This is a genomic window from Paenibacillus sp. EB106-04-04-XG159, from assembly GCF_058791835.1.
Genome location: NZ_JBYTDY010000022.1, coordinates 17,401 through 41,824 on the forward strand (window position 1 = coordinate 17,401; position 24,424 = coordinate 41,824).

The window sequence follows — 24,424 nt, forward strand, 5'->3', positions numbered from 1 at the left end:
GAGGTGTCATGCCGATGCATATTAACATTCGAAAGTGGCTTGAAAGCATATTCTCCTACAGTGTGATGGCGTTTACGGTAGTGGTCTCCATTTTCCCGATTCTATGGATTCTTCTATCTTCTTTTAAATCCAATAAAGCGATTTTAAACGATCCTTTTTCATTGCCCACAGAGATCGATTTCCAAGCTTATAAAGACGTTTTTACGCAATATAATTTTTTGGGCTACTTCACGAATTCCATGTTAATCGCGATAACCTCGACGTTAATTGCCTTGTTTATTTATGCGCTTGCCGGCTATATTTTCGGAAAATTCAACTTTTGGGGAAAAACGTTTCTATTTATTCTTTGCACCATTACGCTGCTTGTACCGGGATACGCCCGCGTGCAGCCGATCTTCACCATCATCATGAAGCTGGATCTTTACGATACGAAAGCGGGCTTGATCTTGGTGTATTCATCGTTCGGCATGGCTCTTTCATTATTTATACTACGCTTGACGTTCATGGCGATTCCGAAAGATTTGGACGAGTCGGCTCTAATCGATGGGGCGGGCTTTTGGCGAATATTCTGGAGCGTAAACCTACCGTTGGCGAAATCGGGTATTTCTACGGCAGGAGTGCTGATGTTCTTGAATCACTGGAATGAATACTTCTATGCGTTAATATTAACGACCAGCGAAGCCAACAGGACGCTGCCGGTAGCGCTGCAGTTCTTTAATGAAGCGTTCTCCTACAATTATACGAGAATGTTCGCTGCGCTGATTATGGTCATCATTCCGGGTATATTGATTTATCTTCTCGTTCAGGAGCAGGTGCAGCAAAGCGTGGCTTCCTCCGGGGTTAAAGGATAGTCGATGAATATGAACGGGGTGCTAATTAAGGGGCTCTCTATTCAGATGTTGAATAGAGAGCCCTTCAAATCAATTTTATGTTCTTGTTTGAACAGCTAACCCACTAAACGATATAGGCCCGACAACATCGGCTCTTGTATTTGCAGTGCGGTTTTCTGCTGTGACTGTGTAAATGTGAGTACCCGTTCTTACATTTCTATCTTCTGCCTGGAACGTAACAGCATAATTTTGTTCAGAACCAGCAGACTCGATACCTTGTTGTGTATTGAAAATTTCTCTTCCATCGCGGAAGATTCTAAAGAGAACCTGTGCAATGCCAGTGACACCTCGAACGCCCACGGTTGCTACCAAATCTACCCGATTAGGTTGAGAATTCGCTGGAATCCGTATAGTGATTGTTGCAAGGGTAGTTCTTGATGGTGAACGTCGGATCGTAACTGAATTTGCCAAGTTGAATCTACTGCGCGGCTGGACGGCAGCTTTATCGAGAATACGTGCCAAAATATCAACTCCTCTAGATTGATATCCCTAACATATTCCGGGCAAACAAAGAAAGATTGGGCAATTGACCAATTTGCTTTGATTTAGGCAAATACAATGTGTTTAATGGTAAAGAGCAAATTATAGATTAACAGACATGACGCGGTCTTTTTGTTGGATAGATTGTGTCCCATACGCCTGTATGGGAATAAAGACTTATCAAAGTAGGACAAAGGTATCTTTTACCATCAGATAGAGGTCAAAAGGTTGATTGTAGACTTTCTGTGATCGTATACTAATATCAATCAGGCTATAGAATCCCTTCCTTCTTTTCCAACTACCAATGGAAAATAGGGGCTCTAATCTCCTGATTTTTTGTTTTTTACAATGGAATTGATAGAAGTAGATAGGCAATGATCATTGGAGGGAGAATAAATGAACGAGGAAGTTGTTACAACCGGATGGGATGCCATTGAAGAGCAAATGGTCAAGATTTACGGTGCGCAGGAGCCTAAACACTATGGGACGATGATCTCTTATATGCTGGGAGGCACTGATCCGCTGGATGGCATCAGCGCTTACAAGGCGGAGAAGCCGCTCCCTCACTGGCATTTAGTCACCTTTGGATTCTCGGAGCTTTATGAAAAAGAATCGGAAAATACCGATTACAGCGGTTATGGATTCGAACTTACTTTTCGGCTCGCACGCGAGGAAGACGAGGAGGAGCCCCCGGCGTGGGCACTGAACCTGCTTCAGAACATGGGGAGATATGTATTTAATAGTGGGAATATTTTTGCTTCCGGCGATTATTTGGATGCCAATGGTCCGATCTGTCTCGAGTCCGACACGAAGTTGACCGCGCTTGCCTTCTTAGAAGATCCGCAGCTCCCTGCCGTACACACACCGAACGGACGAGTTGAATTTTTACAGATGGTTGGTATTACTGAGGATGAGCTGGAAGCTATGAAGACCTGGAATACGCTGGGGGTGCTGGAAGCCTGCCAAGAGATGCTGCCAGGGTATATCACTAATTTGTCACGGGACTCCATGCTGGAAGTTTCAGCTATCTCTGATGCCGTCCAGAGAGGTATAGAGTGTGACGGTTCAAACACCGGATTTTTATATGTAGATCAACTATCATGGGAGCCGGGCAAGAACCGTTTACTTAGCAAGACGCCGGCAGTGCTCACCTTGGGGGCCAAGCAGGCCGGAACGGTGTGCAAGCTGCTTCGTGGCCGCCTTCTGAAAGGGAAGAATCTGACTCTGGCAACCCAAGACTTGCGAGTCGTTCTAGAGCTGGGAGAGGAAACCAGCTATGAGATGGGAGAGAACGAAGTGAGGTTGAAGCTGGATGCAGCGGCTACCACTGAGCTCATGCAAAAAATGCAGCCGAAGGAAGAAGAGATCAGGCTTTCTTCTTATAAAGGAATGACCATTCAAATTGTGAAAACCCATATCAAGGATCAGGACGGACATGTCGTATCCACGATAGGATGAAGATGTAATCAGGAGGCGGGGCTTCATTGATAACAGCGAGTGAATTATTATCGATCATCCGTAATGATAGCTTTTTCGAAAATGTATTCAATAAAGATGTTGATTGGGACGCTGAAATAGACGACAGGGATGCTGCCCAATTTGATACGGCATGGAATTCTAGTTACGTAAAAGTGAATGAAATGGCCCCCTCTGAAAATAACGTAATCAGCGATATTAGGGAGTTTGCGTTCAAGCAGATTTTTCGGATAACTCAGAATTCTGAACTGGCGGGGTATGTGTCGGATGACTTTGGCCTCATTTCCAAGGCGTTTGAAAACAAGATTGATATTGAATTTATAGATAACCTATGGGATTCCTACCTGCAGGGAACGTTCCCAAAATGAATCTGGGAATGGAGATTACATCCACCGGAATGGGAGGAGAAACCGTTGAATCAGGCTGTAGAAGCTTTTCTGAACGAGGTATGGCAGGAAGTCACGGCGATTTACGCAAAAGAAAGCAAGAGGATCAATGAGTTTAAGGATCATAGCAGGTTGCAGGCAGGAGTCATGAACTACCTTCGAGTAGCATGGCGAAAAGGCAAGTTTGATTGGGCAAATGGGAAAATCCATATCGATGTCTACGAGCCATTCTCTTGGAGCAACAGCTCGTATAAATTTGAAGCGGATACTTACATCACGGAGTTGACCGATGAACTTTTGACCGAACAGTTTTTTCCCGCCTTGTGCGAACGTGTAGATCACTTGTTCCGCTCAGAGGAACTTGGTTCTCGTTTTTTTGATTACCGGTTTGAAATCGTATTTGAGTTTGAGCGGGAGAAGTCGATATTAACCCTTAACCAGCAGCTGTTTAATGAGCCTAAGTTGATTCAACTCCAAAAGTCGCTGGATCAATTTATTCAAACTAAGATTCTCCCTGATCCGCCCGTGTTGCCAAATGAAAAGGATATGTTCTTCTTCGCCTACCATCTGGTCAATCCTGATCTGATGAAACAGGAAACGGAAGAGATCGAGCCTCTGATCCGCCGCCTCTCTGACAAGCTAAATAAGAACCAAGAGCGCAAAAACGAGTGGATCAGACGTTATACTTCGGCCTTCAACAGTTGGGTGAGAGATCACTTTTTACCTCAGCATTTTACCCGATCCGGTTATTTTGGAAACGAGTGGGTTTTGAAGGAGGAGCCGGTACATCCTTCCGTAGATGCTGGAGAAATGGATTTCTTTCTTTATGCAGCTCTGCAGATCGGCTTCACCGAGCCGGATACTCGGCAGGAGTACCTGGAACTTGCGGTGCAATTGGGTTCCAAGCGAGCAGCGGATTATTTGAAAATAGGCAGCGGAAAATTTGAGAGTACCTATCGTGGAGAGCGGGTGGAGGCCCGAAACAATGACGTGACGCAGACGATCGAAATCCGAATCCTCTCTGAAGAAGAGGCGGCTTACGGGGAGGCGCTCGATTATATCATCCATCTTTTGCGACAGGATTTCCCGAAAGGCTACAATCTAAAGCTGAAAAGCAGCCAAAAGCATTTTCTTCCGTTTAAAAAACTGGCGAAGTCCAAGCTGCATCAGTTTTTTGCCAATGCACTCAGCTACCCGACGTTGTTCCCAAAAATTGCAGAATATGCGGATACAGCGATGGAGGAGTTCGCGTGGTACAGCGATGTGGAGCCGAGCGAGAAATCGGTTATGCCGGGCACCTATGCCGTACTAGGTCTCGGTTTGTACAACGAAGCCTATTTTCCGTTGGTTTGCCGTTATATGAAGCTGGTGGATACGGAGCACCAAATGGTGCAGGATGGCTATGCGCAGGCATTTATTGAGGCGCATGGCGTAAAGGCGGAGCATATGCCCGTGATCGTATCGATTTTGCTGGGAGGGAATGATGAAGGAAGACAGGTCAAGAATCTAACCATCGACCGTCCTGAGCTTGCCGAGGCGCTTGTCGAGGCGCTGAAAGGCAAAGAGATTCATGAAAGCGAACTGGTTCTGTGTCGGACCTTCGGGAGCGTAAAGAAACTGGAAGGAGCTGCCCGAAAAGCACAACCGCCGCTAAAAGAAGGACTGGAGCAGCTGTTGGCGCTGAATGGCGGATGAACCGGTAGAACAGTTGCCCTATACAGCCGCCGCACTGGGGAGCCACGGAATATCTGGTCTCAATAGATATAAAAAGAAGATGAGCCCGCGTCGAACGTGGGCTCTTGTCGTTGCTCGCCCACCTTTTAATAAAAGTTGGGGTTACATCGACGTCAGCCACGCGGCGCTGCCGCCCGCGATCGTTAATATTACTCCGGCCGAAATTCCCCAGATATGTTTTTTATCTAATATAAGATCTCCAAATATACTAGGCAGCAGCCATTTAAAAGCAAAGAGCGAGAAAGCACCTTGTGCGGTCCCTAGAAGTACTAGCTTCTTGGCCTGACTCATGTAGGTATCGATTGGAACAGAACGGGAGAACGCCAATGTTCCCCCAATGCGCGCGCTCCAGTATGTAATAGCCATATAAATAATCAAAGTTAGCAAAGTTAAAAAGACCGTGAATATAAATTTGATCAGGGTGGGTGATAACCATGTTTTCGAGGACTTGGATGTAGGGAATCCGATCAGGGAGAACAAAACGCCTACAATAACCACGCCCCCCGCGATGGCACATAAAGCGACATTCACGACGGCTCCTGCCATCAGAAGCATAAATATCATACATTCCTCCGTAGTTTGGTTAACGATTGGTATCTTCTACCTTTATAAATAGTAACATCGATAAATGGTTGTGTACATGAATAAGAGAGTGATCTCGGAGAATAAGCCATTTAAGATTTAGAAGAATTAATCTATCTTTCCTTATGTTACAATTTAATTGCATTTATTTATGACAATCCAGAATTTCGTTTAGATAATATACCCAGATAACAAGGAAGGTGGAGGCAATGTTAAGCGAGAACCATAAGAAACAGCTTGAGCTCATTGTTCGGGAACATCAGTTTGAACACGTAATGGATTATTTGAAGGAGTCTGTGCGTCAAGGCATTCGCTTGTCCAAGCAAGAGATGGAGAATTACAAGGATACATGCTCTTCCCGCATAGGGGGCGATCCAGATCTGCTTCCTAACGTGGAATGGCCTTTGGATTCCAACGGGACCCCAATGACGTTCCTGGCTCAGTTGCGTCTACGTGAATTGGCGCCTCATGATGTGTCTTCCCTGCTTCCAGCGGGAGGCATGCTTTATTTCTTCGTTGGGGTGGATGAACCTGCTTATCATATTGAACACAAGGTGCTGTATCTACAAGAGGAGAAGCTGCAGGAAGCCCAGCGTCGCCCTTCGCCCGAAGTGACCGCTCTCGAGGAGGAGTTTATCGGTTACCGGGTGACTGCCAGAGCCACGGTTGAGCCGCCCAATTACGGCTATGTGGATGATGAGCAGGTAGAGGATGGTGAGCATGATTACGAGCAATACGAAAATTTATGCTTCGAGTTGACTGGAGACAACTCAAGCGACCTTGCGGTCATGTTCGGTTATCCGGCAACGCAGCATGGAGATTGCGAATACAAAGCAGCGCTTCGACTGTTGACCGGTAAGGAATACAACTATTCCGTGAAGACGGCCATGGAGCAGATAACGGCGCATTTGAACGGCGATTCTGACAAGGCGGAGCGGGAAGTCCGCGATACGCTTTTGCTGCTGGCGCTGGATTCGGATCAGGAGGTTGGGTTCTGCTGGTGGGATGCTGGTGAACTGCAATTTTATATTCGGAAGGAAGATCTGCTGGCGGGGAACTTTGCACACACCTATTGCTCCCTGTATTCTAGTTAGTCATCACAAATGACTTTCATACATCAAGGGGGAGTACAATTTGAGTGAGATTGATATAAGTGACATATGGTTCGATTATGCCGGAGCCTTTGTAGATAAAAAGAATGCTTCGGGCTGGGACAAACTGACCCCGCAAGAACAAGAGATTGTCGCCTTATGGCTGCATCGAGCATTTATCAGAAGACAACCGCCTCACTCAGCTCTGGGATATTCCAAAGTTTCTTACTGATGAAGAGTTAGATAGGATGGATGAGCTTGATACGAGATTCTGGGAAGACCAGGATCGCATTGCAGAAAATGCACATCGATATTACGCGCAGCAGCTGGGAATAACCGCTCTTTCATAAGGTGAAAGGGTGGCCAATGCCAAGAGGATATGAGGAGGGATGAGTATCGTCTCTCCTTATTAAATATAGTTGTTTTTTTCATTACCATACTGATAACCTTGTTCTTGAATCATTTTCATCGGTTATATATTCAACATCTTCAAATCCACAATCGAGTGTATTTTTGTATAATAATTCGATTGCCTCCTGATTTTTGCAATATATGGTGACATAACAGCAATCAATCACTAATAGAACCAGTTCGCAATCACTTTCAATAAACTCTTCATAGGTCTCAATATGGGAAATTTCATCTTTTGAAAATGCTTGTAAATCAGCGAAAATAACATAATACTTATTGGTTTCAAATAGATTCTTAAGTTCTGCACCCTCAATAATATCTCTATCTTCCGAGAAAAGTTCTTTATCTAATTGGTCATTAACTACCATATATGACTCGCCACTGCCAATTCGCCAATTAAAAGCAGTAATATCAATAGGCTTTAGCACTTCTCCAAGCAAACTTCCATATTCGTTTGGAATTTCAAAGCTGATTCCTCTCCTCATAAAACCGCCCCCTCATTTTACTTACCTTTTTCAGAGTATAAAATGACAGCAGGAAGAGTACAAAGTAAGATATTAGCAATTATTATCAGGACAAACTTCGATCAGATCCGTATCATTCTTAATAAGAGGTGATATATGGGATATTACAAATACATTCGGGACACTGTCGATTATATCGAAGAGCATCTATGCGAGTATCTGTCACTGGATCTTATTGCAGGCAGACTATCATTTTCATCGTATCACTTCCATAGAGTGTTCCACTATATAACCGGTATAACGGTCATGGAGTATGTCAGGAAGAGGCGATTATCGTTGTCAGCGGAACTTTTGACGGAATCGAAGTTGAGCATTACTGAAATTGCTCTAAAGCTCCAGTACCAATCACCTGAGGCATACACAAGGTCATTCAAACGGTATTTCGGGTTAAGTCCTAGTGAACTCAGAGCGAAGAGGGCGAATTTGACTACATTCGAAAGATTGGGGGAACACCAATTGACGGCAATGGAGTACAAAGGAGATATAGAGTTACAGCCCACTATTAAATTTAAGAGTGAATTTAAAGTGATTGGTTATGAGCTCGATACTTCTACAAGTAATATGACCATCCCTGAGTTCTGGAACACCTACCTTAATAATGATTGGCCTAGTACAATTCCAAACTGGATAGACCCCAACAGATGGGTAGACTTAGGAATCTGTTACGATTGGAGAGAAGATGGGAGTTTTAAATACCTTCTTGGAATGGAGGTAACGAGCTTTGACAATGTGCCAATAAACAGTATTTGCAGAGTATTCCCTTCCTTAACCTACGCCGTTTTTACAACACCAATAGTCCCTCGGGATGTATTTGTATCATCGATCGGCAAATCGTGGGATTACATCTTTAAAGTGTGGCTGCATCAGTCAGATTATGAAATAGCCGAAGGTCCACAGTTTGAGCTGTATGATGAGCGCTGCCAGGCACATATCGATAGTCAAATTGATATTTATATACCTATCAAAAATAAAACCAGTTGTAACCATTGATAAAGAGGGCCGTGTGGAACAATGAAAAAACTAATCATAATAAATGGAACTATGGGGATTGGGAAAACAACGACCTGCAATGAGCTGCTGAAAATAACACCCAACAGCGTGTTCTTAGACGGTGATTGGTGTTGGAACATGAATCCGTTTATTGTAACGGAGGAAACAAAGGAAATGGTTGTAGATAACATTACACACATCATTAGAAACTATTTAAGGTGCTCCGTCTTCCAAACGGTTATTTTCTGCTGGGTCATGCATCAGAGCAATATAATAGACGAAATCTTGAATGGTTTATCCGATTGTGAATATGAGTTACATCTGTTTACCTTGGTTTCTTCACAAGAAGCTCTAGAAACAAGGCTAGTGCGTGATATTGAAGCGGGTATTCGAACCATTGATGTTCTGGAGCGCAGCTTATCTCGATTGAGCTTATATGATGATATGGATACTGTGAAAATTGATGTAACGCACATGAATGCAAATCAAGCCGCACAACAAATTGTGAAATGTATAGTGTTTGACAAAGGTAGAATGGTGCAGGAGCAGGTTAATGGGGGCTTCTGATAATGGGATGGGGGGATATTTTACACCTTATTTGTTTTAGTGGTTTTTGGATAAGGCTATAGCACTTCCACTCCCCGACTATGGATTGATTTTGGACGATACGATTAATGTTTGCTCAGAGAACAGGCAGATTAGTTAATTGGATAATAAAGGAAAAGAAGAGGGGGTGTGTCGAAGTTATAAATGTATCATAATTTTTTATTTTGAAAGGAATATGAGAATGAGTATAAAGGTTGAACCGTTAGATTTGCAAAAGGCGGATATATCAGGGTCTAAGTGGCAGGAGGTTAGAGCTGAGCAACTTGATATTGATAATGTTAGCTTGGCAAAGACGAAAATAAATAATGTAAACATGAGTGGAATGACTTTGAATGATGTTAATATGGGTGGAATTAAAATCTCGAACGCAAACTTGTCGGATGTAGGCATACAGCATGCAAATTTTAGCCACGCTATTATTGACCACGTCCATCTATTTGGAACAGAATTTCATAATGTGGTTCTTCCTATGGAGGGGGACGGAAATTACAATCCCGATGGGCAATATAAACCAGTAAGTTTTCATAACTGTAATCTGTCCAATGGGCATTTAAGAAATTGTGATTTATCAAATGTTGAGATAACCGATTGTGACATTACTGGACTGAAAATAAACGGTATCTTGATTTCGGATTTAATTAAGAACAAATAACTAAAGGGCAAGTAATTGGGCTTAAGCCCAACGCTAGTTCAATAAAAGAGAAGTTCTATAAAGAAACCACTCCATTGAACGCAGGAGTGGCTCTTTATCTTTATATACTGATGTAAAGCTGGTAATTAGTTTCGAAGACATGAAAAAAGTGATGTCCACGCTCCCCGAATCATGGATGAACAATGATAAATTGAGATGCGACGTCCTTTATTTATGGGGAGATATCAATGACGCTTCCGTTCTCGATAAGCTGATCTTCAAACCGGAGATCGAAACGGTGAAATATGCTCCAGGCGCGATTATATGGGCGATTGATAAAATAAACGTGACCAAAGGCAGCATTACAAAGTTGATTGGTACGGAATTGTATCGACAGATGACGATCAGGAATTTGAATACGACACGAAAAATTTATCAACTTATGCTGGCGGCAGACGAAGACGAAAAATGATTTCACCTGCGCAGAACCGTATCATAAGTAAATGAGGTTTTAATAAATGACAAAAAAAGTGTAGGACTATATGGAATCGTAGTCCTACACTTTTTTTATTAAACTGTGAGGGCTAATTATAATATGAAACATTATTCGCATTAGGAAGAATGCGAAACATATGGTATCGGATTAAATGTGATAATGTATGTAAATGAATTAACTTTGATAAATGAGGGATAATCATGTCAGTAGTGAACCTGTTAGCTTCTCAACTAAGTCGAAATGATGAAGTGCCAAATATTGAGCTGGCACGTCAATTAGCTAATGAAGAAAATCATACAGGAATAGAAGAGATAATTGAAAGCCTATCTAGCAATGATAAAAAGATTCAACACGATTGTATTAAAGTAGCGTACGAAATTGGACAAGTTAAACCAGAACTCATCAGTAAGTATGCTCAGACTTTTATAGAGTTGCTAAAAAGCCGTAATAATCGTTTGGTCTGGGGCGGGATGACGGCATTAGCAACGATTGCTGAGGTAGCATCAGAAACCATTATGGCTCATCTTGATACATTAAAAAGTGCCATGAAAATAGGTTCAGTTATCACAATTGATAAAGATGTCTTAACTCTTGCGAAGCTAGCAGCCGTCAGTAAGGAAAACAATGATGTGATCTTTCCATACTTACTCCATCACCTTGAGAATTGCAGGCCAAAGGAAATTCCCCAGCACTCGGAAAGCGTGCTTTTAGCCGTAACAGATGAAAATAAAGAGGCGTTTTTGAATGTGTTACGAAAAAGAGAAAAATCCCTAACAGCTCCTCAACTAAAAAGAGTCAAAAAAATCTATAAACCATTAGAAGCTTAATTGAAGGACATTTTGAGGTGGTTGTATGAAAGAATATAAAAAATGCCAAAGTTGTGCCATGCCATTAAAAAAGATTGAAGATCTAGGAAAAGAACGGCCCTTCCACCGTGTGTTCGGCAGAAGGGCCGTTCTTTTTCAGATTTTTCTGGAATGAATCGTAGAGCCAACCAGGGAAGGGAAGCTCATTCGAAATATAGCTCCACTCTGATCTCCGTTATGAGCGGATATCGTTCCATTGGACCGTTCAATAATTGCTCGTGAAATGGCGAGTCCAAGCCCTGTTTCTCCATTCTTACCTTTGATAAAACGCTGAAATAGCTGAGGCAGTAAATGATCAGCAATGCCTTCACCATCATCAATGACTTCTATCCGTACTTGCCCATCCTGCTCCGAGATTTGTAGGTAAACGGCTAGTGATGCGTGTCTAACCGCATTGCTTAAAATATTTAGTACCGCTTGTAAGAGCTTTTTCGAATCTCCCTCAATATGAAGTTTGCCAGGCTCGTCGACCTCGTACTTTACCTTGATTTCAACATTCTCATTTATTGCTAACGGACGTATTCGATCGACGGTTTGATTGATTAATTGTTCAACGGACACTTCTTCTTGATTCAAAATACCATCTTCACTCTCAAGCTTGGCTAATAAGATCATCTCTGTGACAATCTCCTTGAGTCGCTCACATTCGCTAGTGATCACTTTGAGACCATTGTCTGCACGATCCCCTGTGAAAATACCATCTCGAATTCCCTCAGCATAACCTTGAATCGTCATTAGCGGAGTCTTAAGCTCATGAGAAGCATTCTGGAAGAATTGCTTTTGAGCATGATGATATTGCTTAAGTTCCCCAGCAAGATGATGGACGCTTTGGGCTACCTCACCAATTTCTCCGCCAGTTTGAATCAACTGTACTTCATCAAAATGACGGTTTTCAACTTTTTTAAGCTCAAGCTTTAATTTCTCCAGAGGCGTAACAAGGCGTTTGGTAATAAAGAAGCTTAGGCTAAAGGCAAGAATTCCGCCAATCACCATAATGAACATCATTCTTGTAAACAGCTCTGTTTGATACGATTTCACTTTGCTTAGCGGCGTGGACAAGACAAGTGTAGCTGGGGCTACACTACTAGCTGAATCAATCATCCGTGGATCAGAAGTTAAGGTCTCAACAATATATTTCTCCTGTCCATCTTCCCATAAGCCTTGCTGGTTGTGAGTTAAGTTCTGTTCAATGAGCGGTAACCATGTTTTTGATTGGGCGTCTGTCATTGTACTAAACAATATATTATGATTCGGCTCTATGAGTAACGCATCTACTGATCCATTAATCTCATTTGCTAGCTGTACGACAGCCGCTGCTGATGATTGAGTAGGAGATAGGTCTTGAACAGGTAACGAATTGACCAATTCCATCATCGCATTACCTTGTGATCGTAGTTCGTTTCTTTGATTATCGATTAGCGTGTCCAATAGCAGGGGATAAACGAATGCAGCTGTAAGCAAGAGTACGCACACAAGCAATATTCCAAATGATAAATGAAGCTTATAGATTAGTTTCATGCTAGAACTCCACTCCATCCACTCGCATTCGATAACCATATCCCCAAACCGTTTCAAGAGGCAGGTCTTTCATTTTACGACGAAGTCTTTTGACCAAATCATCAATCGCTCGGTCACTACCGAAATAATCATCCCCCCACACTAATGTTAATAACTCATTGCGCGAAAAAGCACGATTCGGCTGCGCTGCTAAGGTATGAAGCAAGGAAAATTCTTTCACTGTCATTTCAATCTCTTGAGATTTCCAGTAAACCAAGCGACTATCTAATACTAGACGAAGCTCATCAATGATGAGGTCGTTTGATTTTGATAAACCCATATTCTGTTCTGACTTTGCAGTAAGTGAGTTAAAACGGTGGAATAAACGATTCACTCGTGCTACTAGCTCACGCGGGCTGAAAGGCTTAGTTAAATAATCATCGCTTCCAAGCTCAAGTCCAAGTATCTTATCCACTTCCTCATCACGAGCGGAGATCATAATAATGGGAACCTCAGCTTCCTTACGAATTTGTTTGCAGAATTCATAGCCGTTCATACCAGGAAGCATAATATCCAGAACCCACATATCCGGGCGCTCTGTGCTCCATAGCGTGAGCGCTTCTTCTGCAGAACCTAACGAGATGGTTCTGTAGCCTTCCTTCTGTAAATAAGCCTCAACTATATCTCTTATATGATTATCATCGTCAACTATAGCGATTTGGTAGCTTTTCATCAACAAACCTCCTATCCTTTACACCGTCTATTTTAACAAAGTTGCTCTCACAAGTGGATATTTCCATACTTTTTCCACAATTACTCCAAATGAATGCCTAAGCTGATCTATAGAATAATTACTTGTACGATATACATGTTTTAATCTGCTTGTATTAAACAAGCTCGATTGGAGGGTGATGCTGTGAGAATATCAAAATTGGCTCGCAAGGAGGTTCTTGTGGCTTTCTGCTTTCTTGCTCCGAGCTTGATTGGTTTTGCTCTATTTTATTTAATTCCGTTTGGTCAAAGTATTGTATTTTCTTTTAAGAATCCAAGCGGAGAGGCAGGTTTGTCGCTTTCCAATTATCAAAGCCTAATAGCCAGTTCGTCCTTTCAAAAGGCAGCGGGGAATACATTCTGGTTCACTATTATTGGCGTTCCAATCCTTATTATATTGTCACTTGGTCTTGCCATGCTGCTTAACAAACGAGTCTTCTTTCGAAACTGGCTGCGCACCTCTTATGTGCTGCCGCTGGTTGTTCCAGTAGCTTCAATTGTGCTCGTATGGCAGATTCTATTTGATTGGAATGGCTTTTTTAATCATGTATTGGAGTGGCTTGGAATCGATCGGATCGATTGGATGAAATCAGAGTGGGCGCAGGGTGTCATTATAGTTATCTATGTATGGAAAAACATTGGCTATAACGTGATTCTGTTCTTGGCCGGGTTGCAAAATATCCCTGATCAATATTATGAGATAGCAAACCTAGAAGGAGCAAGCTGGGCTCGTAAGCTCCAGATTACCTTGATTTATTTAATACCGACAGGATTTTTAGTTATGCTGATGTCGATTCTGAACTCATTCAAGGTATTTAGGGAAATCTATTTAGTTGCAGGTGACTATCCACATGACAGCATCTATATGCTTCAGCATTATATGAACAATATGTTCCTATCGCTCGATATTCAGAAGCTGTCGGCTGCAGCATGCTTGATGGTGCTCTGCATTCTAGTCATTGTGCTGATGCTCTTCCGAGTTGAACAAAAGTTCCGTTCATTTATGGAGTAAAGGGAGGTGTGTAGATGAACAAGAAACAGATAGGAACACTGCTACTCACTATCTTCTTAACTGTAATCGCGCTTGTCATGCTGTTTCCTGTTGTACTGACAATGGTAAGCTCCGTAATGACGGAGAAGGAAATTATGCTGAATTACGGCATGTTGGGTGATACGCAGACGAACGATTTTGTGAATTTGAAGCTGATTCCAGATTGGGTTTCGTTTGAGCAATTTTCTAAGGTACTTATTTCAACCTCGCAATTTCTTCATATGTTCTGGAATTCCGTATTTATGGTGGTTCCAATCATTATAGGACAGGTCGTGGTGGCAACATTAGCGGCATTTGCATTTGCCAAGCTGCGATTTCCGGGCAGAGAGCCCTTATTTATTGTGTATCTGATAACGATGCTTATGCCGTTTCAGGTCACACTTGTACCGAATTACATTATGTCTGATCGATTGGGGCTTATTAATAGTCCGAGCTCCATTATTTTGCCAGGAATATTTGCGGCGTTTGGTGTGTTCCTGCTCAGACAATTTATGCTCCAGATTCCAACTGCTTATATGGAGGCTGCCCAAATGGACGGGGCGGGCTATTTCCGTTCCTTTGTCACGATCGTCCTGCCTATGGTGAAACCTGGAATGGCAGCGCTTGTTGTTCTGCTGTTTGCAGATTACTGGAATATGGTGGAGCAGCCACTGATCTTTCTGCAGGATGCCGCTTTGCAGCCCTTGTCCATTTTTCTATCTCGCTTGCAGGAAGATGCGCTTGGGGTATCCTTTGCTGCTGCGGTCTTGTATATGACGCCTATGCTTCTCTTGTTTCTTCTTGCAGAACGGTATTTTATTGAGGGCATAGAGCTTTCTGGAATTAAAGGATAGGGGGCATGAGATGACAAGCACATCTAAGCGACAACGTTTAACGGCTGCTTTGTTTATATTGTTCTTTGTGATATTGGCTGGGCTGACTTTCTTTAGCAGCACACTCGAAACGATGATGTTGCCCAAAGTGATTACGGAGAAGCTTGTTTCCAAATCATTAGTTCATCATGTTAAAGGGAGTGGAGTCTTAACGCCTCGAAAGCAGGTAGATTTGGTGAATGAGAGTGGCTCTAAAATTTTGAAGGTTCATGTAAAAGAGAATGATGAGGTTAAGAAGGGTCAAACGCTTGTGACATTCGACAGTTCTGATTTGGATGAGCAGCTATATCAAGAGGAAATGGCGCTTAAGAAGCACAAGATGAATCGGGAGGTGTTGAAGGAGAACTTAGTGAATGCGATGCGAGGCGGTGATGAGCAAGTGATAGTCAAGGCCAAGCAAGATCTTGAACTGGATAATATGGATCTTGAAATCGCACAAAGAAAATTAAATAAGCTGCGTAAAGAAAAAGCGGACAAACAAACGCTGACTGCCCCCTTTGATGGCAAGATTACAAAGATTACAGCAGAGGATAGCATGAATGTCTCACAAGGTGGGACCATTATGACACTAATGGATAGTGGCAAGGGCTTCGAATTTATATTCGCTGTCGAGTCGGGGAATACGGCATTATTCGAGATTGGATCTAAGGTTTCTGTTCGATTGGTGAAAGACAATCAATTGGTTGACGGTAAAATTGAAGAGATTAAAGCTGTATCAAAAGAGAAGGGTGAAGATTCATCCGACGAATCCAGTTATCAGGTTGTCGTTTCCGTCTCCGATGATGGTCTTCAAGGCGGCGAACAAGTCAGTCTAGATATAAAGAAGGAGTCAAATGAAAAGGGTTTTGTGTTACCAAAAAAATGGGTTCATAAAGATGCAACAGGAAGCTATGTCTATGTAGTTGAGGAGAAGAAAAGCTCACTCGGCAATACGTTTAATGCACGCAAGGCTTATATTATAACAGGTGATTCAACCGAGGATGAGGTTGTAGCTGTGAGCGGGTTGAGTCCTGATGATGAGATCATTATTGAATCAAGTGAACCATTGCAGGAAGGTAATCGAATCCGAATATATTGAAGGGGATGAATGAATTTGAATAAAAGATGGGTATTGGCTTTATTAGCGATGATAGTCGTATTATCGGGATGCTCTAGCAGCAGCGTGGGATCAGGTGGAGGAGGATCATCTGATGAACATTCAGGTCAAGATGGCAAAACGATTGAGATTGCAACCATGACGGTACATCCTTATTTAGAGGAGGCAATTAAGCAATATAACAAGCTTCGTCCAGATATTCATATTGAAGTTAAAGAGTATCTAGCTAGACCTCAAACAGATGAAAATAAATCGAGTGAAGCAATGTCAAAGGGCGATGTTGAGAAATATGTACAAACGGTCAGCACACAGATGATGTCTGGCAAAGGTGCAGACATCATCGTCATGAACGATCTGCCGCAGGACAAATATGTCGCCAAGAACATGCTGACTAATTTCTATGATCTGATGGACCAGGATTCTGACTTTGATCGAAATCAGTACTATCAGAATATATTTGAAGGCTCCCAGAATGGAGATGGTTTGTATGCAATGCCATTCTCATTTGTCCTTGACGCGTTAACTGGGAATAAAGAGTTGTTAGAGCAAGCTAATATTGAAATTGATGATCAAACGTGGACATGGGATGAGTTTAAAGGTATTTCTAAGAAGCTAAAGGAACAAGTTGGTGAGGATTATGTGGCATTTGTTAATCTATTCCCGATTCAACTGTTAGCGGAGTATATAGAGGCTAATTATGATAAGCTCGTTGATCAAGGTCAAGCGAATTTCGATTCCGATCTGTTTCGAGATATGATGAAGCAAATCAAATCGATGTATGATGAAGGTGTGCTTAAAGCCGAATTTACGTACGACTATTCCAAAACTTTGTTTAACAATGCTAATCTTCTCGATCCAATAACAGGCCTGGCTCAAGTCCTTGATCCAAAGATTAATATATATCAAAAGCCAACAGTAAATGGACAATATAGCGGAACTGGATTTAAGTCGTATTTCACTTTAGGCATTAACAGCAAATCGAAGGTTCAAGATGAAGCTTGGAACTTTATTAAGTTCATGCTTTCCGAGGACATGCAATCTTCACAAGCGCTACCGGGCTTTGCGATGCATAAGGGAGTTGTGGAGAAACAGCTCAATGATGCCAAGCAGCAGGCAGTAGCGGGTACTATGCCTCTTCTAGAACAGAAGTTTGATGCTGAGACAGTCGAAAGCAAGATCCAAGAATTGCATCAGCTCATAGAAGGAGCGAGTAAGAATTTATCTAGTGACCAAAAGGTCGTTTCAATTGCGATTGAAGAATTTGATTCTTATATGAGCGGCCAGAAATCAGTTGAAGATGTCAGCAAGCTGATTCAAAACCGAGTCAACACTTACATTAACGAGTAAATAGAACGTCCTAATAGAGCTATCTAATACGTAACATTCTATGTATCCGGATATGTAAGAGAGATTGAATACGAATAGACAGACCCCCTTTTGCGAGAAAGTGATGAAAACACCTTGCAAGTTTAAGCAACCAGTCGTCGGAATAGAACCGGCGACTGGTTATTTTGTTTTGCCTTCGTTCTATCGTTATGGATCATGAGACATAATATTTAGCTATAGGGGACCGTACTGCAGGATCAACTTGAACTGAACTTATCTTGCTTACCCTTCGCTATCCTGCAGCCACTGTTCCAGCTTCTTCGCGACGCCATCCTCGTCGTTACTCGCCGTCGTATCCGTCGCAATGGAAGCCAGCTCAGGTATGGCGTTGTGCATAGCAACCGAATGACCGCAATATTGGAACATCGCCAAGTCGTTATAGTCATCGCCGAACGCTCCGATGTCCCCGCTGGATAATCCATGCCTAAGCGCGATTCCTTCAACGCCGGACGCCTTGCTGATCGATCTTGGAGCCATCTCCACACAAGGCGCGCTGGACAGCCTATATACATTCAGCTCGTCTTGGAAGGTTTCGGACAAATTATCCACATCATAGACGCGAGGTAGAAGCATCTTAGACGGCTGCAGCTCCCGGATGGACTGTTCTGATAAAATAATGGGGTCCAATTGATCAGCGGGACCTAGAAAATAAGCTTTTTCCTCCTCGTAGAGCGGACGGTTGGCATGCCAGCGGTCAGCCACCTCCCATATACAAATGCCATCCGCATGATGGTTCAGCACATGCTGATGGAGCTGATACGCCGTATGGTTAGAGATGGGCCGCTCTACACGCCAGTCGCCCACGCTATTGACCACAACTGCACCATTGTTATAGATGAAATAGTTCGCTACCGCCAATTGCGGATATAACGGGAGCACCAGCCGCGGCGGTCTTCCAGTCGCTACGATGATGATACCGCCGCTATCGTTGTATGCTTGAAGCGCCCGCTCGGTGCGCGCCGACAAGGTTCCGTCCGAACGCAGCAGCGTCCCATCCATATCAAAGGCCGCCGCCTTGGGCTTGCCCCTCGTTGTGCGAATCGACATCCACATTCCCTCCTATAATCTCCCAGTTTGACGTATGATCGATCCGCAGCATGCGCTGTGAGCCGGCGTTACTCTCCAACAGCCGAGCAAGCGGCTCCTCAATCCCGTACAGCCTCTTCATTCCACGAAGCATGGGATACTGGGAAGCCTGCCCGGCCAAGTAGTCGGTCATCACAATCGTAAAGGAATCGGTATGCCGCACCGCTTGTCCCCGATAGTGACATGCCCGAAGACGCGATCCAATGGGCCGCGACAAATCGATCGTGTACTGCACGCCTTCAAACATGATGAACTGGTACAGCAGAAGCTGCGGCTTAAGCCAATCGGCTCGCGGCTCCTGCGATTTTTCATCATACCAAGAGGCGCTGACTTCCAGAGCGGCCAACAGCTCCGCGCCCTTTATTTGAAACACGCTGAGAGAATCCATATACGGAAATATCCGCTGGATGTCCCCTCGCGTCAATTGTCCCGATGAAAGCTTCAACTGCTTCTCGCCCGCATAGGCTACAGCAGACAGCTGCGCGCGGCTCTCCTTAAGCTGCACCCGGTGCATCCACTCCACAATGGGGTGCTCGCTGCGCGTCAAGTCGTGCCAATCATGGAGCTGCAAGCGCGAATCGCACAGACATAACACCTTGCCAAGCCCCGCTTCCGCTCTGTTGCGGATCTTTAGCGCTTCTGCCACTAACTCCGCAGATTCCTCTTGCCCGGTTATATCTACAATCCGTCCTTCCGACACCATCTCTTCCGAATCTTCTCCAGTCAAAAATGTAAGCGTAACTTCCCCTATGCCGGTACCGTGCGAGCCAGGCTGCAGCATCAGCGTCTTCCCCTCCCGCCGAACAAAGCGGTCATGCTGATGGCCCGTCAGCAGCACATCGATTCCTTCCACTTCGCGCGCCATGCGAAGCGCGGCATTCTCTTGATCCGGCGCGCCTTCCCGCTCTATTCCGCCGTGATAGCATACAACGACAACATCAACGTTGGAACGAAGATGGTCTATGATCGCCTTGACCGTCGCTACCTCGTCATGCCACTCCCAGCCCTCCAGCCGATCCGGGTATTGCCATGCCGGGATGCGCGTCGTAACGCCGATGAAAGCGATCCGCCTAGCTCCGAATTCCGCGATATGATAAGACTCCGCGAGCCTTTTCCCCGAACGATGGCGAACATTGGCGGCCAACCACACGCAGGAGGATGACGCGATAACACTCCTCAAATAAGGAATGCCGTAGTCAAAATCATGATTGCCGGGCACCGCCATTTCCACTCCGCTTGCCCGAAGCAGATCGCCAATCATCTCCGCTCCGCATTCTCCTTCGTCCAGAGCGACATGACTCGCAAGCGGCGTGCCTTGCAGCAAGTCGCCATTGTCGATCATCCACACATGCTTACGCGTATTCCTAATGTGCGCGGCATATTGGGCGGCGCAAGCGAGTGACCCGCCCGACTGCCCGTCAGCGCGCGTCCAATGCCCATGCGTATCGCTGGTGTACAGCAATGTAATGGTATTATCGTTATGGGGCATGGTGTTTCATCTCCAGCATCTTCCATTCAATCGACCAGAGCTCCGATTGGCTGGTCGACACCGCGCAGGCGCCCGCTTGATATAGATTCCCGACTTCCTCCGGCAACGTAATGAGTCCGCTCGCGATGATGGGCACATCGTATTGTTCGGACAGCTCGCGGACGTTCTTAGGCAAGTTGCCTGGGGCGATATTGATGGCGTCCGGCTGCAAATCGTTAATCACCTTGCCGCTTAGTTCAAGGGAATAGCTGTCGAGCAGGAACATCGTCAATATGCCGAACACGCCGAGTCTCTTCGCTTCTTTGACCACATGAGCCTTGTTGCTCACAATTCCACAGACGGCGACCTCATTCAGCAGAAATTGAACGGCTTCCTTATCCTGCGACAATCCGCGGATCATATCGAAATAGACGAATAAGCGCATGCCGCTTTTTTCAGCTTGCTTGCTGTACACCTTTAATTCGCTCAACGATGATCGAACCAGAAACACATTACGCACGCCCATGCGCTCGGCTCTCGCCATATCCAGAGACGTCTTGACCGCCGCAATAACCGTAAACGGGCTAAACAGATGATGTAATTTCATTGGCCACTCTCCTGTCGATAGATCGAATATGCAGCACCCCGAACAATGCCGCAGTAAATACAAGAAACAAACTCGGTACCACCATAATGGCGTTGCTGAACGAGGAGGACTGCTGCAGCGCGCCGATTAGCCAGGTGGAGCAAGCTCCTCCCGCGAAGCCGCAAGCAAAAAACAATCCCATGCGCGAAGCCGCAAGCGCTCCCCAATAATGAACAGCTAGCGCGGTCATGGTAGGGAAAATCATCGCAATCGCCATTAGAAACGCAGCGTATCCGAAAGCACCAAGCACGCCTGGGGCAAAGCTTGCCCATATCAGGCATAGGTTGGCAAGCGCCGCGCATCGGATGAGAGTGCCACTGTAGCCCCATCGCTTTACACTGCGGCTGACGCCAAGCCGCAGTGCCGTAAAGCCGGCAAACGCGACCGAGTACAGCAGCGTTGCAAGGGAGGGCTCCAAGCCATATTGCTGGAGGAGCAAGGGGCGATACCACACCGTAAGGCCAACCTCCGCTCCAACATAAAAAAAGTAGAGAAGTCCGAAGCAGACAAGCGGTAGAACGGAACCTCTATTAATCCGTTGTACAGGCGGCGCCTCGCCCTTAGTCTTCCCTGCGAGCTCGTTCCTCCCCGGCTTGCTCACCACGCTTGGCCAGACAAGCCTGCTCCCGGCAAAGGCGAGCAGCGTCCCGAATACGGCAAAAGCGAACAGGATCAGCGGCCACGTCACAGCAGCCTGCGCAGTGGACTTCCCGCCTACGGTCAACTCAAGCGCAAGCGGTCCAATCATAAAGCCGCAGCCCATCATAAAGTGCAGCCGTCCCAGCAATTGTCCCGCTCGCTCCGGTGAAGCGAGCGGCATCGCTACGTTGCACACCATACCGACGATTCCGTTGGCGTAACCCACCATAAGGAACAGTCCGCACCATACTGCCGCGGAAGAAGCGGACAGCAGCGCCAATAGGGCCATGCCTGCCGCAAAGATCACTTGATGTATACTAAAGGCTCTCTGCCATCCCCATAATGCCGTTACACGGCCGGCAAGCACATTGGCTCCCAGCAATCCAGCGGAGCTAAACGCAAAGATTAGCCCGCTTGTTTGCGCGTCAAACTGGTATTCGTGCAGAAAGAAGTCCGGCAAAAAACCTTTCATGGACTCCATCATTCCAGTAACCAGCATCGACAAGCCTGTTAGAAGAGGCAGCGCCCAACCAATCGCAGCTGGACGCTTCACCTGTTACCACCCCAGTATCTTTTCGATTTCGGCGGCGGCCTTATCGAGCGCTTCATCGCCATTCATGTCGCCGGAGAAAGAGCCCTGAATATGATCAAGCAAGGTCCGCGTCGCGCGTGTGCCCGCGTCGCCCGGCCAGTTGAACCATGGAACAATATCTTGCGCTTGCTTATAAGTAGCGGCCGCCATCGGATTTTCCTTCAAATAATCGGCCATCAGCTCTTCGCGAGCGCTGTCGCGCACTGTCATATACCCCATCTTCTGCGCCAGCAGAGACGAGCTTTCCGGCGAAGTCGCGTACTTCACGAAGTCCCATGCCGCGGCTTCCTTCTCTTCGCTGCCTTGGAACACATACAGTCCTGCTCCGCCAGCCGGCAAGCGGCGAGGCGTTTGTTCACCCTCCCAAGTCGGAAGCAGCATAATGCCCAGATTAAAGGAAGAGTTCTTCGACAAATTCGCTAGATTGCCCGTAGTAGCTACCAGCATAGATAGGTCGCCGCTTTGGAAAGCTTCCGCCGCTTGCGTGCCGTTCATCATCGGAATCGACTTATCCTTTTGCATCATATCCAACCAGTAACGAAGAACTTCTTTGCCGGTCTCGTCATTGAACTGAACATCCTTATCCTTAACGGATGCGTAGCTTCCGCCTTTGGTTTCAAGAAGCGTCTGGAACATCCATGTATCAAAGTCCATCTGGAAGTAGATTCCGCCGCGGTCTGGTGCCGCCGCTGCAAGCTGCTTCGCCCAGCCGCGCACCTGCTCCCAGCTTTCAGGCTGCTCCACAACCGGAATGCCCGCTTTCTCAAAGTGATCCAGGTTGACATAAATCAAAGGCGTACTGACGAGAAACGGCAGAGACTGCTGTTTGCCTTCCGCGTCTTGTCCTAGCTTAAGCATCTGAGCTGTGTAGTCTTCGGTCGAATACCCTTCTTTGTCAATAAAGGTATGCATCGGGCGGATTGGCATCCGGGTGGACATAAACTCCCCGTTTGCGTAGCTGCCAATCGCGACCTCTGGAAGCTGCTTGGACACCGCCAGCGTTTGAAGCTTCTCCAGCAGTCCGTCATAGAAGCCCTGCGCCTGCTCGGCCTTTACAATGACCTTGTTCTGGGAAGCGTTATAACGATCCACCATCTCTTGAATCGCCTCGCCCTGCGTTCCGCCAAATACATGCATAAATTTAATCTCTACCGCTTTCTCCGTCTTGTCCTCTTTATTAGAAGAGGCTTCTGTTCCTGTCGGCGAAGCCGAAGGGGCCGCAATGTTCCCGGAATCGGCGTTCCCTTGTCCGCAGCCAACCAAAAGCAACATTAACGCTACTACCATCATTACATTCAAGCCGATACGTTTTTTCATTCCTATTCCTCCTGTAGTTCTTATTTAATCCCGCTTTGCAATGAACTTTCTGTAAAGTAGCGCTGCGCCAGTGCGTATATTCCGATAATAGGCAGCACAGTCAAAGTGGCAGCCGCCATCGTCGGCACCCATTCGATATAGCTGTCGTTGCGGAATTGGACGATAGCCACCGGCAGCGTCATTTTCATTTCATCGCTCAAAATGAGAAACGGCCAATAATAATCATTCCAGTTGCTAACAATTTGGATGAGTCCGACACCAAACAAGGTAGGCGCCGAGGCCCTTAAATAAATGTGATACAAGGTTTGGACGGAATGACAGCCGTCCACTCTCGAAGCCTCCTCGAGTTCTCGTGGAATAGCCATAAAAAATTGGCGGAGTACAAAAATGACGTACGCGCTTGCGATATGAGGTATGATCACCCCCTTATATGAATTGACCCAATCAAACGAGTTGACGACCAAATATACCGGCAGCATAATAGCCTGCGGGGGAATCATCATCGTGCACAAGACGAAGAAAAATAAGGTTTCGCGTCCTCTGAATCGGTATCTGGCGAAGGCGTACGCGGCCAATACGCCGAGCATCAGCTGACCCGCCGTCAATACGCTCGTCAACAGCATGCTGTTCATAAACCAGCGGGCTATCGGCGCCTGCTGGAATACCTGCAGGTAACCCTCAAGACTAAAGCTTGTCGGAATGAGAAACGCTACGCGCCGAAACGGATCGGAGCTTGGGGACAAGGATACCGTCAGCATCCAGATGAACGGCATCAGCACCACTAGTACGGATAACAGCAGAAATACATTCAACAACAGATGATTTCGTAACTTCAAGTTG

General features: G+C 45.4%; 26 protein-coding genes. 15 read left to right on the forward strand and 11 right to left on the reverse strand.

Annotation, left to right across the window (positions count from 1 at the left end):
• The first annotated feature begins 14 nt into the window (after positions 1–14).
• Positions 15–851 (forward strand): carbohydrate ABC transporter permease, encoded by an 837-nt coding sequence (locus AC3WTP_RS20510; RefSeq protein ID WP_492396498.1) that lies wholly within the window; start codon positions 15–17, stop codon positions 849–851.
• A 75-nt stretch (positions 852–926) separates the two neighbouring features.
• Here the strand turns inward: AC3WTP_RS20510 and AC3WTP_RS20515 are convergent, their stop codons facing one another.
• Positions 927–1,352 carry an exosporium protein C gene (locus tag AC3WTP_RS20515; RefSeq protein ID WP_492396499.1) on the reverse strand — a complete coding sequence of 142 codons (426 nt, stop codon included), beginning with the start codon at positions 1,350–1,352 and terminating at the stop codon, positions 927–929.
• A gap of 414 nt (positions 1,353–1,766) precedes the next feature.
• Between AC3WTP_RS20515 and AC3WTP_RS20520 the strand changes: the two genes are divergently transcribed.
• From AC3WTP_RS20520 to AC3WTP_RS20530, 3 genes are read left to right on the forward strand one after another with little or no spacing between them, the layout of a single operon-like run.
• Positions 1,767–2,828 (forward strand): suppressor of fused domain protein, encoded by a 1,062-nt coding sequence (locus AC3WTP_RS20520; RefSeq protein ID WP_492396500.1) that lies wholly within the window; start codon positions 1,767–1,769, stop codon positions 2,826–2,828.
• A gap of 26 nt (positions 2,829–2,854) precedes the next feature.
• On the forward strand, positions 2,855–3,214 hold the full coding sequence (locus AC3WTP_RS20525; protein WP_492396501.1) for an immunity protein PIM1 family protein: 360 nt from the start codon (positions 2,855–2,857) through the stop codon (positions 3,212–3,214).
• A gap of 45 nt (positions 3,215–3,259) precedes the next feature.
• The gene (locus AC3WTP_RS20530; protein ID WP_492396502.1) at positions 3,260–4,927 is read left to right on the forward strand and encodes a DUF6138 family protein; all 1,668 of its coding nucleotides are present in this window, start codon (positions 3,260–3,262) and stop codon (positions 4,925–4,927) included.
• A 141-nt stretch (positions 4,928–5,068) separates the two neighbouring features.
• On the opposite strand, the gene AC3WTP_RS20535 is transcribed toward AC3WTP_RS20530, so the two are convergent.
• Positions 5,069–5,530, reverse strand: a complete 462-nt coding sequence (locus AC3WTP_RS20535) for a hypothetical protein (protein WP_492396503.1) — start codon at positions 5,528–5,530, stop codon at positions 5,069–5,071.
• A gap of 227 nt (positions 5,531–5,757) precedes the next feature.
• Between AC3WTP_RS20535 and AC3WTP_RS20540 the strand changes: the two genes are divergently transcribed.
• Both AC3WTP_RS20540 and AC3WTP_RS20545 read left to right on the forward strand, forming a co-directional pair.
• Entirely contained in the window at positions 5,758–6,642 is an 885-nt protein-coding gene (locus tag AC3WTP_RS20540) for a YwqG family protein (protein ID WP_492396504.1), read from the forward strand.
• A 40-nt stretch (positions 6,643–6,682) separates the two neighbouring features.
• A complete protein-coding gene (locus tag AC3WTP_RS20545; RefSeq protein WP_492396505.1) occupies positions 6,683–6,871 on the forward strand; it encodes a hypothetical protein in 189 nt (62 codons plus the stop codon).
• Positions 6,872–7,070: 199 nt separating this feature from the next.
• On the opposite strand, the gene AC3WTP_RS20550 is transcribed toward AC3WTP_RS20545, so the two are convergent.
• Positions 7,071–7,535 (reverse strand): DUF2691 family protein, encoded by a 465-nt coding sequence (locus AC3WTP_RS20550; RefSeq protein ID WP_492396506.1) that lies wholly within the window; start codon positions 7,533–7,535, stop codon positions 7,071–7,073.
• A 135-nt stretch (positions 7,536–7,670) separates the two neighbouring features.
• Between AC3WTP_RS20550 and AC3WTP_RS20555 the strand changes: the two genes are divergently transcribed.
• The 5 genes from AC3WTP_RS20555 (at position 7,671) to AC3WTP_RS20575 (ending at position 11,124) form a co-directional block, all read left to right on the forward strand.
• Entirely contained in the window at positions 7,671–8,564 is an 894-nt protein-coding gene (locus AC3WTP_RS20555) for an AraC family transcriptional regulator (RefSeq protein ID WP_492396507.1), read from the forward strand.
• Between the two features lie 21 nt (positions 8,565–8,585).
• Positions 8,586–9,131, forward strand: coding sequence for an AAA family ATPase (locus AC3WTP_RS20560; protein WP_492396508.1), 546 nt, complete (start codon positions 8,586–8,588; stop codon positions 9,129–9,131).
• Between the two features lie 220 nt (positions 9,132–9,351).
• On the forward strand, positions 9,352–9,822 hold the full coding sequence (locus AC3WTP_RS20565; protein ID WP_492396509.1) for a pentapeptide repeat-containing protein: 471 nt from the start codon (positions 9,352–9,354) through the stop codon (positions 9,820–9,822).
• A gap of 139 nt (positions 9,823–9,961) precedes the next feature.
• Entirely contained in the window at positions 9,962–10,273 is a 312-nt protein-coding gene (locus AC3WTP_RS20570) for a hypothetical protein (protein ID WP_492396510.1), read from the forward strand.
• A gap of 224 nt (positions 10,274–10,497) precedes the next feature.
• Positions 10,498–11,124, forward strand: a complete 627-nt coding sequence (locus tag AC3WTP_RS20575) for a hypothetical protein (protein ID WP_492396511.1) — start codon at positions 10,498–10,500, stop codon at positions 11,122–11,124.
• Positions 11,125–11,259: 135 nt separating this feature from the next.
• Here the strand turns inward: AC3WTP_RS20575 and AC3WTP_RS20580 are convergent, their stop codons facing one another.
• Both AC3WTP_RS20580 and AC3WTP_RS20585 read right to left on the reverse strand, forming a co-directional pair.
• The gene (locus AC3WTP_RS20580; RefSeq protein WP_492396512.1) at positions 11,260–12,537 is read right to left on the reverse strand and encodes a sensor histidine kinase; all 1,278 of its coding nucleotides are present in this window, start codon (positions 12,535–12,537) and stop codon (positions 11,260–11,262) included.
• Between the two features lie 145 nt (positions 12,538–12,682).
• Positions 12,683–13,393, reverse strand: coding sequence for a response regulator transcription factor (locus AC3WTP_RS20585; protein ID WP_492396513.1), 711 nt, complete (start codon positions 13,391–13,393; stop codon positions 12,683–12,685).
• A gap of 189 nt (positions 13,394–13,582) precedes the next feature.
• Between AC3WTP_RS20585 and AC3WTP_RS20590 the strand changes: the two genes are divergently transcribed.
• The 4 genes from AC3WTP_RS20590 to AC3WTP_RS20605 are packed head-to-tail and all read left to right on the forward strand — an operon-like array spanning position 13,583 to position 17,797.
• Positions 13,583–14,443 carry a carbohydrate ABC transporter permease gene (locus tag AC3WTP_RS20590; protein ID WP_492396551.1) on the forward strand — a complete coding sequence of 287 codons (861 nt, stop codon included), beginning with the start codon at positions 13,583–13,585 and terminating at the stop codon, positions 14,441–14,443.
• Between the two features lie 14 nt (positions 14,444–14,457).
• A complete protein-coding gene (locus tag AC3WTP_RS20595) occupies positions 14,458–15,315 on the forward strand; it encodes a carbohydrate ABC transporter permease (RefSeq protein ID WP_492396514.1) in 858 nt (285 codons plus the stop codon).
• Between the two features lie 10 nt (positions 15,316–15,325).
• Positions 15,326–16,432 carry an efflux RND transporter periplasmic adaptor subunit gene (locus tag AC3WTP_RS20600; protein WP_492396515.1) on the forward strand — a complete coding sequence of 369 codons (1,107 nt, stop codon included), beginning with the start codon at positions 15,326–15,328 and terminating at the stop codon, positions 16,430–16,432.
• Between the two features lie 15 nt (positions 16,433–16,447).
• Complete coding sequence (locus AC3WTP_RS20605; protein WP_492396516.1) at positions 16,448–17,797, forward strand: ABC transporter substrate-binding protein; 1,350 nt, start codon at positions 16,448–16,450, stop codon at positions 17,795–17,797.
• Positions 17,798–18,058: 261 nt separating this feature from the next.
• On the opposite strand, the gene AC3WTP_RS20610 is transcribed toward AC3WTP_RS20605, so the two are convergent.
• From AC3WTP_RS20610 to AC3WTP_RS20635, 6 genes are read right to left on the reverse strand one after another with little or no spacing between them, the layout of a single operon-like run.
• Complete coding sequence (locus AC3WTP_RS20610; protein ID WP_492396517.1) at positions 18,059–18,883, reverse strand: HAD family hydrolase; 825 nt, start codon at positions 18,881–18,883, stop codon at positions 18,059–18,061.
• Entirely contained in the window at positions 18,837–20,411 is a 1,575-nt protein-coding gene (locus tag AC3WTP_RS20615) for a bifunctional metallophosphatase/5'-nucleotidase (RefSeq protein ID WP_492396518.1), read from the reverse strand. Before AC3WTP_RS20615 ends, AC3WTP_RS20610 begins: the two co-directional genes overlap by 47 nt.
• Positions 20,401–20,997: a glycerol-3-phosphate responsive antiterminator gene (locus tag AC3WTP_RS20620; protein WP_492396519.1), complete on the reverse strand. Its 597-nt coding sequence runs from the start codon at positions 20,995–20,997 to the stop codon at positions 20,401–20,403. Before AC3WTP_RS20620 ends, AC3WTP_RS20615 begins: the two co-directional genes overlap by 11 nt.
• Positions 20,975–22,228, reverse strand: coding sequence for an MFS transporter (locus AC3WTP_RS20625; RefSeq protein ID WP_492396520.1), 1,254 nt, complete (start codon positions 22,226–22,228; stop codon positions 20,975–20,977). Before AC3WTP_RS20625 ends, AC3WTP_RS20620 begins: the two co-directional genes overlap by 23 nt.
• Positions 22,229–22,231: 3 nt before the next feature.
• The gene (locus AC3WTP_RS20630; RefSeq protein WP_492396521.1) at positions 22,232–23,584 is read right to left on the reverse strand and encodes an ABC transporter substrate-binding protein; all 1,353 of its coding nucleotides are present in this window, start codon (positions 23,582–23,584) and stop codon (positions 22,232–22,234) included.
• Between the two features lie 20 nt (positions 23,585–23,604).
• On the reverse strand, positions 23,605–24,420 hold the full coding sequence (locus tag AC3WTP_RS20635) for a carbohydrate ABC transporter permease (protein WP_492396522.1): 816 nt from the start codon (positions 24,418–24,420) through the stop codon (positions 23,605–23,607).
• Positions 24,421–24,424 lie beyond the last annotated feature (4 nt).

Coding starts and splice junctions, on each gene's coding strand:
- AC3WTP_RS20560 (WP_492396508.1), top strand. CDS start 8,586: ATGAAAAAACTAATCATAATAAATGGAACTATGGGGATTGGGAAAACA.
- AC3WTP_RS20595 (WP_492396514.1), top strand. CDS start 14,458: ATGAACAAGAAACAGATAGGAACACTGCTACTCACTATCTTCTTAACT.
- AC3WTP_RS20570 (WP_492396510.1), top strand. CDS start 9,962: ATGAAAAAAGTGATGTCCACGCTCCCCGAATCATGGATGAACAATGAT.
- AC3WTP_RS20520 (WP_492396500.1), top strand. CDS start 1,767: ATGAACGAGGAAGTTGTTACAACCGGATGGGATGCCATTGAAGAGCAA.
- AC3WTP_RS20620 (WP_492396519.1), bottom strand. CDS start 20,997: ATGAAATTACATCATCTGTTTAGCCCGTTTACGGTTATTGCGGCGGTC.
- AC3WTP_RS20610 (WP_492396517.1), bottom strand. CDS start 18,883: ATGTCGATTCGCACAACGAGGGGCAAGCCCAAGGCGGCGGCCTTTGAT.
- AC3WTP_RS20550 (WP_492396506.1), bottom strand. CDS start 7,535: ATGAGGAGAGGAATCAGCTTTGAAATTCCAAACGAATATGGAAGTTTG.
- AC3WTP_RS20540 (WP_492396504.1), top strand. CDS start 5,758: ATGTTAAGCGAGAACCATAAGAAACAGCTTGAGCTCATTGTTCGGGAA.
- AC3WTP_RS20555 (WP_492396507.1), top strand. CDS start 7,671: ATGGGATATTACAAATACATTCGGGACACTGTCGATTATATCGAAGAG.
- AC3WTP_RS20575 (WP_492396511.1), top strand. CDS start 10,498: ATGTCAGTAGTGAACCTGTTAGCTTCTCAACTAAGTCGAAATGATGAA.
- AC3WTP_RS20535 (WP_492396503.1), bottom strand. CDS start 5,530: ATGATATTTATGCTTCTGATGGCAGGAGCCGTCGTGAATGTCGCTTTA.
- AC3WTP_RS20600 (WP_492396515.1), top strand. CDS start 15,326: ATGACAAGCACATCTAAGCGACAACGTTTAACGGCTGCTTTGTTTATA.
- AC3WTP_RS20510 (WP_492396498.1), top strand. CDS start 15: ATGCATATTAACATTCGAAAGTGGCTTGAAAGCATATTCTCCTACAGT.
- AC3WTP_RS20580 (WP_492396512.1), bottom strand. CDS start 12,537: ATGATGGAATTGGTCAATTCGTTACCTGTTCAAGACCTATCTCCTACT.
- AC3WTP_RS20630 (WP_492396521.1), bottom strand. CDS start 23,584: ATGAAAAAACGTATCGGCTTGAATGTAATGATGGTAGTAGCGTTAATG.
- AC3WTP_RS20565 (WP_492396509.1), top strand. CDS start 9,352: ATGAGTATAAAGGTTGAACCGTTAGATTTGCAAAAGGCGGATATATCA.
- AC3WTP_RS20615 (WP_492396518.1), bottom strand. CDS start 20,411: ATGCCCCATAACGATAATACCATTACATTGCTGTACACCAGCGATACG.
- AC3WTP_RS20585 (WP_492396513.1), bottom strand. CDS start 13,393: ATGAAAAGCTACCAAATCGCTATAGTTGACGATGATAATCATATAAGA.